Source organism: Pantoea sp. X85 (assembly GCF_029623675.1).
Taxonomy (GTDB): Bacteria; Pseudomonadota; Gammaproteobacteria; order Enterobacterales; family Enterobacteriaceae; genus Pantoea; species Pantoea leporis.
This window is the reverse complement of sequence record NZ_CP121108.1, coordinates 1245831-1261182: the sequence shown is the minus strand read 5'-3', so window position 1 is coordinate 1261182 and position 15352 is coordinate 1245831. Positions and strand designations below refer to the sequence as shown.

Sequence of the window (15352 nt, the reverse complement as noted above, 5' to 3'; positions counted from 1 at the left end):
GAGAGGGGAGAAATCAGGCCGGATTGTCGATGTCGATAAAGGTCACATCAAGGCCATGATGGGCAGCTAACCATTCGCCCAGCGCCTTGATGCCGCCGCGTTCGGTCGCGTGATGTCCGGCGGCAAAGAAGTGCAAACCTTGTTCGCGCGCGCTGTGGATGGTTTGCTCGGAGACTTCGCCGGTGATAAAGGCATCGACGCCAAAGGCTGCCGCGCTATCGATAAAGCCCTGACCGCCGCCGCTGCACCAGGCAACGCGCTTGATCAATGCCGGCGCGTTATCGCCACAGTGCAGCGGTGTGCGACCTAAACGTTGGGCAATTTTTTCCGCCAGCGCCGCGCCACTCAGTGGTTGTGCCAGCTCGCCCCACGGCACCAGTGGCTGAATCTCGCCTTTCACTGCAATATCAAACAGACGCGCCAGCTGCGCGTTATTACCCAACTCGGGATGCGCATCCAGCGGCAGATGCCAGCCATACAAATTGATATCATTGGCCAGCAGCGTGCGCAAACGCTGGCGCTTCATGCCTTTAATCACCGGCGCTTCGCTTTTCCAAAAGTAACCGTGATGCACCAGCACCGCATCGGCGTTGCGCTTCACCGCCTCGTCCAGCAGCGCCTGACACGCGGTTACGCCAGTGATGATGGTTTTCACCTCGGCGCGCCCTTCCACCTGCAAACCGTTCGGCGCGTAATCGCTGAAGGCGCTGTTATTCAGCTGCTGGTTAACGATCTGTTCTAACTCGACATTATTCATTACGGCTCCCTGACCGCCTCAAGCCGCGCTGCGAGCGCGCTCAAAGGCGTCTAGTGTCTTTTTACGTGCGTCCTTATGTTCCACGATTGGCGCGGGATAATCGAGTTTCTTGTTATTTTTCTGCGCCCACACTTGCGGCTGATGGATATCGCTGTCGGGCACGTCGCTGAGTTCCGGCAGCCACTGACGAATAAACTCGCCCTGTTTATCGAAGCGCTCGCCCTGCGTGGTGGGATTGAAGATACGAAAATAGGGCGCGGCATCGGTGCCAGTTGACGCGGCCCACTGCCAGCCGCCATTGTTGGCGGCCAGATCGCCATCGATCAGCTGCTGCATGAAATAACGCTCACCTTCACGCCAGTCGATCAGCAGATCCTTCACCAGGAAACTGGCGGTAATCATGCGCAAGCGATTATGCATCCAGCCGAACGTGTTGAGCTGGCGCATCGCCGCATCAACAATCGGATAGCCGGTTTTGCCCTGTTGCCAGGCTTTGAGATGCCCGTCGTTTTGCTGCCAATCCACGTTGCGCGTCCAGTCGACAAACGGCTGATGTTTGCACAGCGCCGGAAACGCCACCATCAGATGACGATAGAATTCGCGCCAGATCAGTTCGTTCAGCCAGGTAAAGGCCTTGCCCTCGTTGAGAGCATCGGGATGCTCTTTGAGCACGCGATGAAGACATTGGCGCGGCGACAGCACGCCAGTGGTTAGATAAACCGATAAGCGGCTGGTGCCGTCAATGGCCGGTAAATCACGCTGATCCGGATAATGCTGCACCGCCTGTTTAGCGAAGTGGCGCAGCTGTTTTAACGCCGCCTCTTCTCCCGCCGGGAACAGGCTTTCATCAAAGGCTTCACAAGGATAATCAAAAGCGGGAATCTTCTTTTCGATACTGATGGGCGCACCATCACGCGCTTTCGGTGCCTGATGGCACTCCGGTAAGCCCTGATGTAAACGACGAACAAAGGCTTTGCTGAACGGCGTGAACACTTTGAACATGGTGTTGCTGCCGGTTTGCACGCTGCCCGGCGGCAACAGCAAGCTGTCATCGAATCCCTGACATATTACGCCCTGCGCATCCAGACGTTTCTCCGCCTGCGCATCGCGTTCACGCTCGTTGATTTCATACTGGTAATTGTAGAACAGCGCATCAACCCGCTGCTGCTGGCAAAATTTCGCCAGATATTCAATCGAAGCGGCAAAGTCATCACACTGATGGAAATGCAGAGGAATGCCGCGTTCAGCCAGTGACTTCTGCAACAAGCTGAGATTTTGCTGGATGAACGCCGCCTGCTTTGGCGCCATATGGTGTTGCTGCCACTGCTGCGGTGTGGCGATAAACAGCGCAATCACTTTGGTCTGGCTATCGCGGCAGGCAGCGGCCAACGCCATGTTGTCATTGATGCGCAGATCGTTGCGCAGCCAAACTAAATGGGTGGTCATAAAGCCCCGAAATTATTGGCCGTAGCGCAAACGCAGCGCTTCCGGATAAGGATCAAAATAGCGCTGCTGTGCCAGCCACGGATGCGGGTATTCCGCCATGTAATGTTTCAGCATAGTGATCGGTGCTAACAGCGGCTGCACGCCCTGACGATAACGATCAATCAGTTGCGCCAGCTCCTGACGCTGCGGCGAACTCAACTGCGGACGGAAGTAGCCTTGTACATGCATCAGCACGTTAGTGTGATTGCGTCGTGATGCCTGATGTGACATCAGGTGCATCAGACGACTGCGGTACTCAAAGGCGTAATCCTCCAGCGAATCCCACTGGTCCATCGCCGCGACAAAGCGGCCCATCTCGCGGTATTCGTCCTGCGCATGAGATAGCAGCAATAATTTGTAGCGACTATGGAAGGCCATCAGCTTGTGGCGCGATAATCCGCTGCGCCACATTTCGTTGAATTCGTGTAGCGCATAGACGCGGCCGATAAAGTTTTCGCGGATAGCGTCATCATGCAGACGACCATCCTCTTCCAGCGGCAGCCACGGCATCTCTTTCTGTAAAAATGCGGTAAACATGCCGGTGCCCGCTTTACGATTGTTGTTGGTTTCAGGCTCGTAAACGCGGACACGTTCCAGCCCACAGCTAGGGGATTTGGCACAGAGGATGTAGCCGCACAGATGATGTAGCGACTTCACGCGTTCGGCGGACCAGCGCTGCATCTTTTCCGTCACCTCTTCGCCGCCATCTTTGCTGAAACAGAGATGGATGTTTTCATCGCTCTCTTTTACCAGGCGCAAAGCCGGACGTGGCGTCGGTAAGCCAATCGCCATTTCGGGACATACAGGTTCAAAGCGCACAAATGGCACGAGTTCGTCCGTGGCGAAAGCAAAACGTTTATGGCCACCATCAAATCGGACGTTATCCCCGAGCAGGCAAGCGCTGATACCAACAGGAATTTTCTCGCTCATACTTGTACAACCTCATAAATCTTGTAGAGGTTTTAAGTGTAGCTGAAATGCGCGGAGATAACAGCGGGAACGCGCGGTGGGGGTGAAAATTATCGATAAAAAACCCGGCGCTTCAGGTGAAGTCGCCGGGTTAATAGTGCGTTAAAATCGCTTACCAGTGAATGCCGGCAGCCGCTTCAGACTGCGCCAGCCAGACGGGTTTCGTGCTGGTTTTGCACCACATACGATGCAGGTAACTGTACAAACGTGCGCGATCTGAGCGGAATAACATCACTGGCAACGCCAGCAAACCGATTGCTACCACCAGCACGCGGCGCAGTACGATTTTATACAGTGGATATGCGCGATCCATCTTTGGCCCCCTTGTGGTAAACATTGCGTTGAAATGTGATCTGGTTCAGATATTACCCGTTATTGTGTAATTTTACTACTCATCCGACCACTATATTTGCGCTTTTTTTCAGCAATTTGTGTGGTGGTGAAAGTTAGTTACAAGATTGTGAATTAAACGATCCATTCAAGTTAAAAAATTCGTGACGGACGCCGGGCCGCTTTATTGCTAAAGTGATGCGTTAACTTTTTTGCCGCTGGAGGCAGCGTGACGACCATCTTGATAGTGGAAGATGAAAAAGAGATTCGCCGTTTCGTGCGCCTTGCGCTGGAGAGCGAAGGCCTGAAGATTGTGGAAGCGGAGCAACTGCAGCGCGGCCTGATTGAAGCGGCGACGCGTAAGCCGGATCTGGTGATCCTCGATCTCGGCTTGCCGGATGGTGATGGCAATGACTTTATCCGTGAAGTTCGTCAATGGAGCAGCATGCCGGTTATTGTGCTGTCGGCACGGAGCGATGAGCAGGATAAGATTGATGCGCTGGACGCGGGTGCGGATGATTATCTCACTAAGCCGTTTGGCATAGGTGAACTGCTGGCGCGCGTGCGCGTGGCGCTGCGTCGCCATCAAAGCAACCAGCCAGAACCGGTGGTGAAATTTGGCGAAGTCAGCATAGATTTGGCGGCGCGCCGTGTATTGCGCAACCAACAGGAAGTGCATCTGACACCGACTGAATTCCGTCTGCTGAGTTTGCTGGTGAACAACGCCGGAAAAGTGCTGACCCAGCGTCAATTACTGAATCAGGTTTGGGGGCCCAATGCGGTGGAGCACAGCCATTATTTGCGCATCTATATGGGGCACTTGCGGCAGAAGCTGGAAGCGAATCCCACGCAGCCCAGCCATTTGCTGACCGAAACCGGTATCGGCTATCGATTTATGCCATAAAAAAAGGCCGCGAAGCGGCCTTTTCTCTTCACTGCCCAATCAGGCGTTTTTCAGTACTTCGCTAACAATCTCAACCGCTTCTTTCTCGATTTGCTGACGATGTTCAGCACCCAGGAAGCTTTCGCAGTAGATTTTGTACGCGTCTTCTGTACCTGATGGACGCGCGGCGAACCAGCCGTTTTCCGTCATTACTTTCAGACCGCCGATTGACGCACCGTTACCCGGCGCCGCAGTCAGGCGTGCGGTGATCGGATCACCCGCCAGCGTATCTGCGCTCACCATTTCGGGTGACAGCTTAGACAGCGCGGCTTTCTGTGCAGAAGTCGCCGGAGCCTGCAGACGGTTATAGCTTGGCGCACCAAAGCGTTCGGCCAGCTCGTCATAGTGCTGCTGCGGGTTCTTGCCAGTTACCGCCGTGATTTCAGCAGCCAGCAGGCACAGAATGATGCCGTCTTTATCGGTTGACCAGGCTGAGCCATCGAAACGCAGGAAGGATGCGCCCGCGCTCTCTTCACCGCCGAAACCGAAGCTGCCATCGAACAGACCATCAACGAACCATTTGAAACCAACCGGCACTTCCACCAGCTTACGTCCAATGTCGTTAACCACGCGGTCGATCATCGCGCTGGAAACCAGGGTTTTACCCACAGCAACGTCTTTGCCCCACTGTGGGCGATGCTGGAACAGGTAGTTGATTGCCACCGCCAGATAGTGGTTTGGATTCATCAGACCTGCAGGCGTGACGATGCCGTGACGGTCGTAGTCAGGATCGTTACCAAAGGCCAGATCGAATTTGTCTTTGTACGCCAGCAAACCGGCCATCGCGCACTCGGATGAGCAGTCCATACGCACCACGCCATCTTTATCCAGATGCATGAAGCGGAAAGTCTGATCGATCGCATCGTTCACGATGGTCAGATCCAGTTTGTAGTGCTCAGCAATGCGCTGCCAGTAAGCAATACCGGAACCGCCTAATGGATCGACGCCAATTTTCAGGCCGGCGTTCTGGATGGCGGCGAAGTCAATTACCTGCGCCAGACCTTCAACGTATGGCTGGATCAGATCCTGCTCAACGATGTGGCCGCTCGCCCATGCCTGATCCAGCGGCAGACGTTTCACGTCTTTCAGCTCGCCTTTGATCAGCTGGTTAGCGCGATCTTCCACCACTTTGGTAACGTTGGTATCAGCCGGGCCACCGTTTGGCGGATTGTATTTGATACCACCATCTTCCGGTGGATTATGCGAAGGCGTGATAACGATGCCGTCCGCCTGCGCGCCGCCGCGTTTGTTGTGCTCAAGAATCGCGTTCGAGATTGCAGGCGTTGGCGTGTAGCCATTGTCCTGCTGAACAATCACGTCCACGCCGTTAGCGGCCAGCACTTCCAGCACCGACAGAATCGCCGGCTCAGACAGCGCATGCGTGTCTTTACCGACGTAGCACGGACCGGTGATGCCATTCTTTTTACGCTCTTCAGCAATCGCCTGCGCGATCGCCAAAATGTGCTGTTCATTGAAGCTTTGGCGTCCCGCGCTGCCGCGGTGGCCTGAAGTGCCAAATTTCACCGCATGATCCGGATTCGCCACATCGGGCTTCAGGACGTAATACTGCGAGGTTAATTGTGCAACGTTAATCAAATCGCTCTGCTGGGCAGGCTGCCCGGCACGGGGGTGATTGGCCATTGGCGCTTCTCCCTGACGCTTCAGTTAAATGGTGCCGCGAACTTTCTCTGTCAGTTCCTGTGGGAACTGCATAGCCAGCATGATGTGTTCCACCATGCTGCATTTGCGGCCTGTATTGGTATTCGTGATCACCCAGTACGGCGTGCCGGGAACGTGCTTCGGCTTGGTATGGGTGCCATTTTGCAGCAGCGTGTGCTCGTCGCCCGCAAAGTAGACGCGGGTACGGCCCTGCAGCGAGGCAGTAGCTTCAGCAAACGCAGCCGGATCAAGACGATAGAGCGTTGACAGTACCAACATGAAGCGGTTAACCGCCTTATTCTGCTCGGCATATTCATCGGAAAGCAGCAGCTCACGTACCGCACGGACGCGATCCTGAGGACGCGCTTCACGGCTGGCAGGTTGCGCTTCTTTGATTGATGCACCAGCGGCGGGCGCAGCGGGTGCGCTCTGTCCGGCGGTGAACTTCAACATGCGGCGCAAAATATCTGAGGCGCTTTCACCAATGTGCTGCGTGTGGCTGGCAATATAACGGTAGAGTTCTTCGTCAACTTCAATCGTTTTCATCTTTTTCCGTACGATTCTGGCAAATGACAGAACCACGCATTATTGCAACGGCCTTAGCAAAATCCAGTCGTGCAAAACGTGAGCGGGTTCTAACATAAGGATTATAAAGTTAAATCCGTGGCAGCCGATAGCGTTGGCAACGTTTACGGGCAAAAGTCGGAATATGCCCTAATGCCCACCGGCCTGACTGCTGGACAGGTGAATCCATGATAACCTAAGCCAAGGTCACAACCGTAAGAACTTTAGCCATGATTTTGAACGCCCGTCTGCAAACTGAACAATCTGCCCCCGATGCCACGCCGATTCTGTTGATCCATGGTCTTTTTGGCAGTCTTGATAACCTTGGCGTGCTGGCGCGTGGGGTGCGTGACGCACGTCCTACGCTGCAAGTTGACGTGCGCAATCACGGCTTGTCGGCGCGTAGCGATGAGATGAATTATCACGTGATGGCGCAGGACATTGTCGAAACGCTGGATGCGCACCATATCGATCGCGCGGGAGTGATAGGACACTCGATGGGCGGCAAAATCGCCATGGCGCTCAGTGCCATCGCCCCGGAACGTATCGATAAAATGGTGATGATCGATATCGCGCCCGTTGATTACCAAACGCGCCGCCATGACGATATTTTTGCCGCTATCCGGGCCGTGAGCGCCGCGGGCGTCACGCGCCGCAGCGAAGCCGCTGAAGTAATGCGTCAGCATATTGATGAAGAAGGCGTGATCCAGTTCATCCTCAAATCTTTCGCAGAGGGCGAATGGCGCTTTAATGTGCCGGTGCTGTGGGATAACTACAGCACCATTTCCGGCTGGGAAGAGATTCCTGCGTGGCCGCATCCGGCGCTGTTTATCCGCGGCGGCGACTCGCCTTATCTGGATAATCAGCATCGCGATGCGCTGCTGCGTCAGTTCCCGCAGGCACATGCACATGTGATCAGCGGTGCTGGACACTGGGTGCACGCCGAGAAACCCGATGCGGTGTTACGCGCCGTTCGGCGTTTTTTTAACCTGTAAAAGCAAAAGCTTGCCGCTTGCGCTTTAGGGTTGGCGTCAGGGAAGGCGCTGGAGTATGATGTCGCGCTAAAAATTTGCCACGGATATTTTTTCGCCGTGGTCGGGCCGATAATGTTTTAATCGCGCAGCGCCTTTTCGCCGTTCGCGCCCACTCAGTTTTACAAACCATGGCAAAAGAACAGACAGACCGCACTACGCTTGATCTCTTCGCAGACGAGCGGCGTCCTGGTCGCCCGAAAACCAGCCCGCTGACGCGTGATGAACAGTTACGCATCAACAAACGCAATCAGCTCAAGCGCGATAAAGTGCGTGGGCTGCGTCGTGTTGAGCTGAAGATGTCGAGCGAGGCGGTTGACGCCCTCAGCACGCTGGCCGATCAGCAAAACATCAGTCGCAGCGAATTGATTGAACAAATGCTGCTGGCACAGCTCAAACTGTCGTAACGCGCGAAGACCGCACGCTGGAACACAAAGTCACGGCTTTATACGTTCCGCACTTTTTACCGGTCTGCTATTATTCGCATAACTGTGCAGTCAACTGACTTACTTTCACAATCAGGATTTAAGAGGTTACCTAACCCATGGCAATCGTAGGCATTTTCTTCGGCAGCGATACCGGCAACACTGAAAACATTGCAAAGATGATCCAGAAACAACTGGGTAAAGATGTCGCCGAAGTGCATGACATTGCTAAGAGCACCAAAGAAGATCTCGAAGCGTTCGACATCCTGCTGCTGGGTATCCCAACCTGGTATTACGGCGAAGCGCAGTGTGACTGGGATGATTTCTTCCCGACGCTGGAAGAGATTGATTTCAATGGCAAGCTGGTAGCGCTGTTTGGTTGTGGCGATCAGGAAGATTACGCCGAGTACTTCTGTGATGCGATGGGCACTATCCGTGACATCATTGAGCCGAATGGTGCGGTGATCGTCGGTCACTGGCCAACCGAAGGCTATCACTTTGAAGCCTCTAAAGGCCTGGCCGATGACAAAAACTTCCTTGGTCTGGCCATTGACGAAGACCGTCAGCCGGAATTGACCAACGAACGTGTTGAGAAGTGGGTGAAGCAGATCTTTGATGAGCTGCAGCTGAAAGAGATTATTGAAGCTTAATTCCCTGCTCTGCCCGATGTGCGCACTGCCTCACATCGGGTAACGGAATTTCCTATAAAAATAATAGCTACGGTTTTTTAACTTTTCCCCGCAAATCTGTAGAATACCCGCAATGGTCATCCGCTTATTCTTCTGGCAGTAGAATGAGGCTGAGTGAAATGGAATCCAAAACCCAAGCGTCTTGAAGACGTTAGTGACGATATCCTTACAACCTTTGGTGATTAAGGACGTTGCCTTGGTTTTCATTTCACTGCTTGAGTTCTATAATGAGACGCAAATGAGAATGCGCGTTGACCTAAACATTCAAGGCCCCTGCGCCGCAAGTGACTAGCAAAGTAACAGGACAATATCCGCATGACTGACAACAACTCCGCATTGAAGAAGGCTGGCCTGAAAGTCACGCTACCCAGACTGAAAATTCTGGAAGTGCTTCAGGGACCCGGCCCAGAGTCCCATCACGTCAGTGCGGAAGATTTGTATAAGCGCCTGATTGATATGGGCGAAGAGATTGGTCTGGCAACGGTGTATCGCGTTCTTAACCAGTTTGACGACGCGGGCATCGTAACCCGTCACAACTTTGAAGGCGGCAAATCTGTCTTCGAACTGACTCAGCAGCATCACCACGATCACTTGATCTGCCTGGATTGTGGCAAAGTTATCGAATTCAGCGATGAATCAATCGAAACGCGTCAGCGTGAAATCGCCACTCGCCACGGCATTAAGCTCAGCAACCACAGCCTGTACCTGTACGGTCATTGTGCTCTGGGAGACTGCCGCGAAGACGATACGCTCCACGATAAGTAATTGAGTGTGCTATGCAGTATAAAAAAACCGGCGCTTGAGCCGGTTTTTTTATGCCTGTAATCAGGCGACAAGCGTTTCCTGCAGGTAGCGCCAGCGCGGAATGGCGGTGCTGCAATCCAATACCGCCAGTGAAATGCGGCTCTGATTGATGCCGTTCATCATCTGTAATTCACGATACTGAATCGTCACTTCCTCGCTTTGCTGCGAGATGATGGCGTGCTCACTGGTGGCAATTCGCATGCCTTCACGCTGCCCCTGTAACTGGCGAAACAGCACTTCCATTTCATTGAGGTCCAATCGTTTGCCTTGCGGCGTGACCATTTTGAACTCGGGATGAAAGTGCGATAAAAACAGATCAATGCTGTCGTCACTGCCTTCCGCCTGATTGAAAATACGTTCAATAAGCTGATGTAAAACCACCACGCTATGCCTGGCTTCCTGGGCGAGAGTTGTCATTTTTTTTCCTTAGATAAGCCGCAGAGCACCGTCTGAGAGCGCATAGCCTACCTGAAAAAAAGTTTTTCACACTGCCAAATGGGTTAATTTTTCTAAAGTCAGAATAGTCGCAAATAGGGAATTAATGGCTCGTTGAGGGCGTGCAGCATAAAAGGTCGTACCTTGCCAAATTGAGATAATAAAAAAGGGCGATTGCTCGCCCTTTCATGATCTTATCGTGCTCGCGACTAAAAATATTAATCGCCGATTTTTGCCCAGGTGTCACGCAAACCCACGGTGCGGTTAAACACCAGCCTGGAGGGCTGTGAATAGACGCTATCAGCACAGAAATAGCCTTCGCGTTCGAACTGGTACGGTGCCATCGGATCGGCTGCACGTAAGCCAGGCTCAACGAAGCCCTGTTTGATTTCCAGTGAGTTCGGGTTGATGGTGGTGAGGAAATCCTCAGCCGCGCCCGGATTTGGCACACTGAACAGACGATCGTACAGGCGGAATTCCGCTGGCAGCGCGTGGATTGCAGAAACCCAATGGATAACGCCTTTCACTTTACGGCCATCGGCCGGATCTTTGCTCAGCGTATCAACGTCGCAAGTACAATAGATGCAGGTGATATTGCCTTCAGCATCCTTCGCCACACGTTCTGCACGGATCACGTAAGCATTACGCAGACGCACTTCTTTACCCAGCACCAAACGTTTGTACTGCTTGTTGGCTTCTTCACGGAAGTCAGCGCGATCGATCCACACTTCACGGCTGAATGGCACTTCACGCGTGCCCATCTCCGGTTTGTTTGGATGATTCGGCATAGTGATAATCTCTTCGTGACCTGCAGGCAGGTTCTCGATCACCACTTTCAACGGATCCATTACCGCCATCGCACGCGGTGCGTTTTCATTGAGATCGTCACGAATGCACGATTCCAGTGAAGCCATCTCCACGATATTGTCCTGTTTGGTCACACCAATACGGCGGCAGAACTCACGGATAGAAGCGGCGCTATAACCACGACGACGCAGACCCGAAACGGTCAGCATGCGCGGATCGTCCCAGCCTTCTACCACCTTCTCGCTCACCAGCTGAGTCAGTTTACGCTTCGACATCACCGCATATTCCAGATTCAGGCGTGAGAACTCGTACTGACGCGGATGAACCGGAATGGTGATGTTATCCAGCACCCAATCGTACAGACGACGGTTATCCTGGAACTCCAACGTGCAGAGAGAGTGCGTAATGCCTTCGATCGCATCCGAAATGCAATGAGTGAAGTCGTACATCGGGTAGATGCACCACTTGCTGCCGGTCTGATGGTGATCGGCAAACTTAATGCGGTACAGCACCGGATCGCGCATCACGATAAAGCTGGACGCCATGTCGATTTTGGCACGCAGACAGGCTTTGCCCTCTTCGAAACCGCCATCGCGCATCTTCTCGAACAGCGCCAGGTTTTCTTCCACGCTGCGATCGCGATATGGGCTGTTTTTACCCGGCGCCGTCAGTGAACCGCGATACTCACGGATTTCATCCGCCGACAGTTCATCAACGTAAGCCAGACCTTTGTTGATCAGCTCAACCGCATAGTTGAACAGTTGGTCGAAGTAATCTGAGGAGTAACGAATGTTGCCGCTCCACTCAAAGCCCAGCCATTGCACGTCACGCTTAATGGATTCGACAAACTCCAGATCTTCTTTAACTGGGTTAGTGTCGTCGAAACGCAGATTGCACTGACCTTGATAGTCTTGCGCGATACCAAAGTTCAGGCAGATAGATTTCGCATGGCCAATATGCAGATAACCATTGGGCTCAGGCGGGAAACGGGTATGCACACTGTTGTGCTTACCGCTCGCCAAATCTTCGTCGATGATCTGACGAATAAAGTTCGTTGGGCGGGCTTCAGCCTCACTCATCTCAAAATCCTCAAAAACTATAACGGGTGATTTGTACCACGAAGTAACGGAGTATGATCCACAAAGCGCAGGAGGGAAACAACCGTTTGTTGGTCGTTTTAAAACAAAAAAGGCAGGAATCGCTTCCTGCCTTCTGGCTCAATCACAAGGACTTAGCCTTTAACCTCGTACAGCGGGGTTTCACCTGCAACCACTGAACCGGTTGCCAGTAAATTCAGACCAGCGAAATCATCGCTATTGCTGACCACAACCGGACTAATCATCGAGCGGGCGTTGGCATTGAGGAAGTCCAGATCCATTTCCAGGATTGGCTGACCTGCAGTGACCGTTGCGCCCTCTTCAACCAGACGCGTGAAGCCTTTGCCTTCCAGCGCTACTGTATCCAGCCCCATATGTACCACGATCTCGACGCCGTTTTCCGCCTCAAGGCAGAACGCATGGTTGGTATTGAAGATCTTCACCACGGTTCCGCCGGTTGGCGCAACCACGGTTTTGCCGGTTGGCTTGATGGCCAGACCATCACCGACTGCCTTGCTGGCGAATGCTTCGTCAGGCACATTTTCCAGCGCAACGATGTCACCGGTTACTGGCGCCAGCAGCGTAGCAATCACGGCTTTTTCGCTGTTCAGCACCGCCTGCGGTTTTACTGCAGCAGCAGGAGCAGCCGTTGACGCCGCGGCAGATGCCGCAACTGGACCTTTGCTCAGTACGGTTTTCATTGCTGTTGCAATGCTTTCCGCCTGCGTACCGACAATAACCTGTACGCTCTGCTTGTTCAGACGAATCACACCTGAAGCGCCGAGACGTTTAGCGACACCTTCATTAACCTGCGCGGAATCTTTAACGTTCAGACGTAGACGTGTGATACAGGCATCGATGTTGGTCAGGTTTTCTGAGCCACCTACCGCCGCAATATAACGACGCGCCAGAGATTCAGTTTGGCTTTCACCGTTGCCGCTGTTATCGACATTGACGTCATAACCATCGGTTTCATCGCCCGCAGAGAGTTCGCGGCCCGGCGTCATCAGGTTGAATTTCTGGATGGTGAAGCGGAATACCACGTAGTAGATAACGAAGAACACCAGACCTTGTGGGATCAGCATCCACCAGTGCACCGCCAGCGGGTTGCGCGTTGACAGCACCATATCCACCAGACCCGCACTGAAGCCGAAACCGGCAATCCACTGCATGCTCGCGGCGATGAAAACTGAAAGACCGGTCAGTGCCGCGTGAATCACATACAGCACCGGCGCCACGAACATAAAGGAGAATTCCAGCGGTTCAGTGATACCCGTAAAGAAGGCGGCAAAGGCCGCCGCCAGCATAATGCCGCCGACTTTGGCGCGGTTTTCCGGGCGGGCGCAGTGGTAAATTGCCAGCGCTGCACCTGGAAGACCAAACATCATGATTGGGAAGAAGCCCGCCTGATAACGACCGGTGATGCCAGGGATACCTGTACCTTCAGCGATAGACTGCGCGCCGCCAAGGAATTTAGGAATATCGTTGATACCGGCAACATCGAACCAGAATACCGAGTTCAATGCGTGGTGTAAGCCAACAGGAATCAGCAGACGGTTAAAGAAGGCGTAGATGCCCGCACCGACGGAACCCAGCTTCTGAATATGCTCACCAAAACTTACCAGTCCACCGAAAATGATCGGCCAGATATACATCAGAATGAACGCAACCAGGATCATCAGGAACGATACAAGGATCGGCACCAGACGGCGACCGCTAAAGAAGGACAACGCTTTTGGCAGCTCAACATGACTAAAGCGGTTATAGACTTCAGCAGAAAGAATCCCGACAAGAATGCCAACAAACTGGTTATTAATTTTACCGAAGGCAGCGGGAACTTGCTCCACCGGCATCTTCTGAATCATTGCCACCGCTGCCGGAGAACAGAGTGTGGTCACAACAAGAAAGCCGACAAAACCGGTTAACGCTGCAGCGCCGTCTTTATCTTTTGACATACCGTATGCCACACCAATGGCAAACAGCACTGGCATATTGTCGATGATTGCCGAACCGGATTTGATCAACAGTGCTGCCAGCGCATTGCCTGCGCCCCAGCTATCTGGATCGATCCAGTATCCAACGCCCATCAAGATTGCCGCTGCCGGCAGAGTCGCTACCGGCACCATAAGCGCGCGGCCGACCTTTTGCAGATATCCTAAAATACTCACCTTATTCTCCCCCTATGAGACTGGCGTTTTGCCGTGGCGCAGGTTGATTTTATTATCCCGTCGCCCGGTACCTTGAAGACACTTTTCACCACGAGGCGCAGTGTAAAGATAAATTAATTCGCCTCGCAAATTAAAACCACTACAACTGTGACTTTAATCACCAAAATGGTGGTTTGATAATGCGAAATGCTAGCCAGCACCACAAACTTATTTTATGATAAAAAATATCGAGTCGCACTTATCCCTGGTGGCTACGCTTAAACGCATTACGCTTAAGGGCAAAAACTGTCAGAGAAACGGCAACTCCACATTTCCAATCTTAATTGAGGTGAAGACATGAGACTGATCCCTTTGGCCACACCGACCCAAGTGGGTAAATGGGCTGCACGCCACATTGTTAACCGCATTAATGCGTTTAAGCCTAGCGCAGAACGTCCCTTCGTGCTGGGTCTGCCAACCGGTGGAACACCGCTGGAAGCTTACAAGCACCTGATCGATATGCACAAAGCGGGCCAGGTTAGTTTCAAGCACGTTGTCACCTTCAACATGGATGAGTACGTTGGCCTGCCAAAAGAGCATCCGGAAAGTTACCACAGTTTCATGTACCGTAACTTTTTCGATCATGTTGATATTCAACAGCAAAATATCAATCTTCTGAATGGTAATGCCGAAGATATTGACGCAGAATGTCGCCAATACGAAGAGAAGATCCGCGCTTACGGCAAAATTAACCTGTTTATGGGCGGCGTGGGCAACGATGGTCACATCGCCTTTAACGAACCGGCTTCTTCCCTCTCCTCACGTACCCGCATCAAAACCCTGACGCACGATACGCGTATTGCAAACTCACGCTTCTTTAATGGTGATGTGGATCAGGTGCCGAAATACGCCCTGACGGTTGGTGTCGGTACGCTGCTGGATGCTGAAGAAGTGATGATTCTGGTTACCGGCCACCTGAAAGCGCAAGCGCTGCAGGCTGCGGTTGAAGGTAACGTCAACCACATGTGGACCATCAGCTGCCTGCAGCTGCATGCCAAATCTGTCGTGGTATGTGACGAGCCAGCCACCATGGAACTGAAAGTGAAAACCGTGAAATATTTCCGCGAAATGGAAGCGGAAAATATGAAAGGTGTGTGAAAACACGTTGTAACAAAACCTGCTGCTTTCAGGCAGCAGGCTTAGCCGGGAG

General features: G+C 52.9%; 15 protein-coding genes. 6 read left to right on the top strand and 9 right to left on the bottom strand.

Annotated features, from left to right (window positions below; genetic code table 11):
• Positions 1-13: 13 nt before the first annotated feature.
• From P6287_RS05815 to P6287_RS05800, 4 genes are all read right to left on the bottom strand, one after another.
• The gene (locus P6287_RS05815) at positions 14-757 is read right to left on the bottom strand and encodes a type 2 GTP cyclohydrolase I (protein WP_110865734.1); all 744 of its coding nucleotides are present in this window, start codon (positions 755-757) and stop codon (positions 14-16) included.
• 18 nt (positions 758-775) lie between these two features.
• Positions 776-2203 carry a deoxyribodipyrimidine photo-lyase gene (gene phrB / locus P6287_RS05810; RefSeq protein ID WP_277974650.1) on the bottom strand — a complete coding sequence of 476 codons (1428 nt, stop codon included), beginning with the start codon at positions 2201-2203 and terminating at the stop codon, positions 776-778.
• Between the two features lie 12 nt (positions 2204-2215).
• On the bottom strand, positions 2216-3172 hold the full coding sequence (locus P6287_RS05805; RefSeq protein ID WP_101763228.1) for a 2-thiouracil desulfurase family protein: 957 nt from the start codon (positions 3170-3172) through the stop codon (positions 2216-2218).
• Between the two features lie 151 nt (positions 3173-3323).
• The gene (locus P6287_RS05800; RefSeq protein ID WP_008107019.1) at positions 3324-3524 is read right to left on the bottom strand and encodes a YbfA family protein; all 201 of its coding nucleotides are present in this window, start codon (positions 3522-3524) and stop codon (positions 3324-3326) included.
• 246 nt (positions 3525-3770) lie between these two features.
• Here P6287_RS05800 and kdpE point away from each other — a divergent pair, with 246 nt between their 5' ends.
• Positions 3771-4445 (top strand): two-component system response regulator KdpE, encoded by a 675-nt coding sequence (kdpE, locus tag P6287_RS05795; RefSeq protein ID WP_110865731.1) that lies wholly within the window; start codon positions 3771-3773, stop codon positions 4443-4445.
• 39 nt (positions 4446-4484) lie between these two features.
• On the opposite strand, the gene pgm is transcribed toward kdpE, so the two are convergent.
• Positions 4485-6125: a phosphoglucomutase (alpha-D-glucose-1,6-bisphosphate-dependent) gene (gene pgm / locus P6287_RS05790; protein WP_101763230.1), complete on the bottom strand. Its 1641-nt coding sequence runs from the start codon at positions 6123-6125 to the stop codon at positions 4485-4487.
• 24 nt (positions 6126-6149) lie between these two features.
• Positions 6150-6689: a replication initiation negative regulator SeqA gene (gene seqA, locus P6287_RS05785; protein ID WP_101763231.1), complete on the bottom strand. Its 540-nt coding sequence runs from the start codon at positions 6687-6689 to the stop codon at positions 6150-6152.
• A 248-nt stretch (positions 6690-6937) separates the two neighbouring features.
• On the opposite strand from seqA, the gene ybfF reads away from it, so the two are divergent.
• The 4 genes from ybfF (at position 6938) to fur (ending at position 9617) form a co-directional block, all read left to right on the top strand.
• On the top strand, positions 6938-7702 hold the full coding sequence (gene ybfF, locus P6287_RS05780) for an esterase (protein WP_277974649.1): 765 nt from the start codon (positions 6938-6940) through the stop codon (positions 7700-7702).
• A 167-nt stretch (positions 7703-7869) separates the two neighbouring features.
• Complete coding sequence (gene ybfE / locus P6287_RS05775; protein ID WP_007890670.1) at positions 7870-8145, top strand: LexA regulated protein; 276 nt, start codon at positions 7870-7872, stop codon at positions 8143-8145.
• 137 nt (positions 8146-8282) lie between these two features.
• Positions 8283-8813: a flavodoxin FldA gene (gene fldA, locus P6287_RS05770; RefSeq protein ID WP_110865727.1), complete on the top strand. Its 531-nt coding sequence runs from the start codon at positions 8283-8285 to the stop codon at positions 8811-8813.
• Between the two features lie 354 nt (positions 8814-9167).
• Positions 9168-9617 carry a ferric iron uptake transcriptional regulator gene (fur, locus tag P6287_RS05765; RefSeq protein WP_007890672.1) on the top strand — a complete coding sequence of 150 codons (450 nt, stop codon included), beginning with the start codon at positions 9168-9170 and terminating at the stop codon, positions 9615-9617.
• A 60-nt stretch (positions 9618-9677) separates the two neighbouring features.
• Here fur and P6287_RS05760 read toward each other — a convergent pair whose 3' ends face one another.
• The 3 genes from P6287_RS05760 to nagE form a co-directional block, all read right to left on the bottom strand.
• Positions 9678-10073: a hypothetical protein gene (locus P6287_RS05760; RefSeq protein ID WP_101763235.1), complete on the bottom strand. Its 396-nt coding sequence runs from the start codon at positions 10071-10073 to the stop codon at positions 9678-9680.
• A 236-nt stretch (positions 10074-10309) separates the two neighbouring features.
• Complete coding sequence (glnS, locus tag P6287_RS05755; protein ID WP_277974648.1) at positions 10310-11977, bottom strand: glutamine--tRNA ligase; 1668 nt, start codon at positions 11975-11977, stop codon at positions 10310-10312.
• Positions 11978-12129: 152 nt separating this feature from the next.
• Positions 12130-14157: an N-acetylglucosamine-specific PTS transporter subunit IIBC gene (gene nagE / locus P6287_RS05750; protein WP_217547564.1), complete on the bottom strand. Its 2028-nt coding sequence runs from the start codon at positions 14155-14157 to the stop codon at positions 12130-12132.
• Between the two features lie 342 nt (positions 14158-14499).
• Between nagE and nagB the strand changes: the two genes are divergently transcribed.
• The gene (gene nagB, locus P6287_RS05745) at positions 14500-15300 is read left to right on the top strand and encodes a glucosamine-6-phosphate deaminase (RefSeq protein WP_110865725.1); all 801 of its coding nucleotides are present in this window, start codon (positions 14500-14502) and stop codon (positions 15298-15300) included.
• The last annotated feature ends 52 nt before the right edge of the window (positions 15301-15352 follow it).

Coding starts and splice junctions, on each gene's coding strand:
- glnS (WP_277974648.1), bottom strand. CDS start 11,977: ATGAGTGAGGCTGAAGCCCGCCCAACGAACTTTATTCGTCAGATCATC.
- fldA (WP_110865727.1), top strand. CDS start 8,283: ATGGCAATCGTAGGCATTTTCTTCGGCAGCGATACCGGCAACACTGAA.
- ybfE (WP_007890670.1), top strand. CDS start 7,870: ATGGCAAAAGAACAGACAGACCGCACTACGCTTGATCTCTTCGCAGAC.
- phrB (WP_277974650.1), bottom strand. CDS start 2,203: ATGACCACCCATTTAGTTTGGCTGCGCAACGATCTGCGCATCAATGAC.
- P6287_RS05805 (WP_101763228.1), bottom strand. CDS start 3,172: ATGAGCGAGAAAATTCCTGTTGGTATCAGCGCTTGCCTGCTCGGGGAT.
- ybfF (WP_277974649.1), top strand. CDS start 6,938: ATGATTTTGAACGCCCGTCTGCAAACTGAACAATCTGCCCCCGATGCC.
- pgm (WP_101763230.1), bottom strand. CDS start 6,125: ATGGCCAATCACCCCCGTGCCGGGCAGCCTGCCCAGCAGAGCGATTTG.
- seqA (WP_101763231.1), bottom strand. CDS start 6,689: ATGAAAACGATTGAAGTTGACGAAGAACTCTACCGTTATATTGCCAGC.
- fur (WP_007890672.1), top strand. CDS start 9,168: ATGACTGACAACAACTCCGCATTGAAGAAGGCTGGCCTGAAAGTCACG.
- P6287_RS05815 (WP_110865734.1), bottom strand. CDS start 757: ATGAATAATGTCGAGTTAGAACAGATCGTTAACCAGCAGCTGAATAAC.
- P6287_RS05800 (WP_008107019.1), bottom strand. CDS start 3,524: ATGGATCGCGCATATCCACTGTATAAAATCGTACTGCGCCGCGTGCTG.
- P6287_RS05760 (WP_101763235.1), bottom strand. CDS start 10,073: ATGACAACTCTCGCCCAGGAAGCCAGGCATAGCGTGGTGGTTTTACAT.
- nagB (WP_110865725.1), top strand. CDS start 14,500: ATGAGACTGATCCCTTTGGCCACACCGACCCAAGTGGGTAAATGGGCT.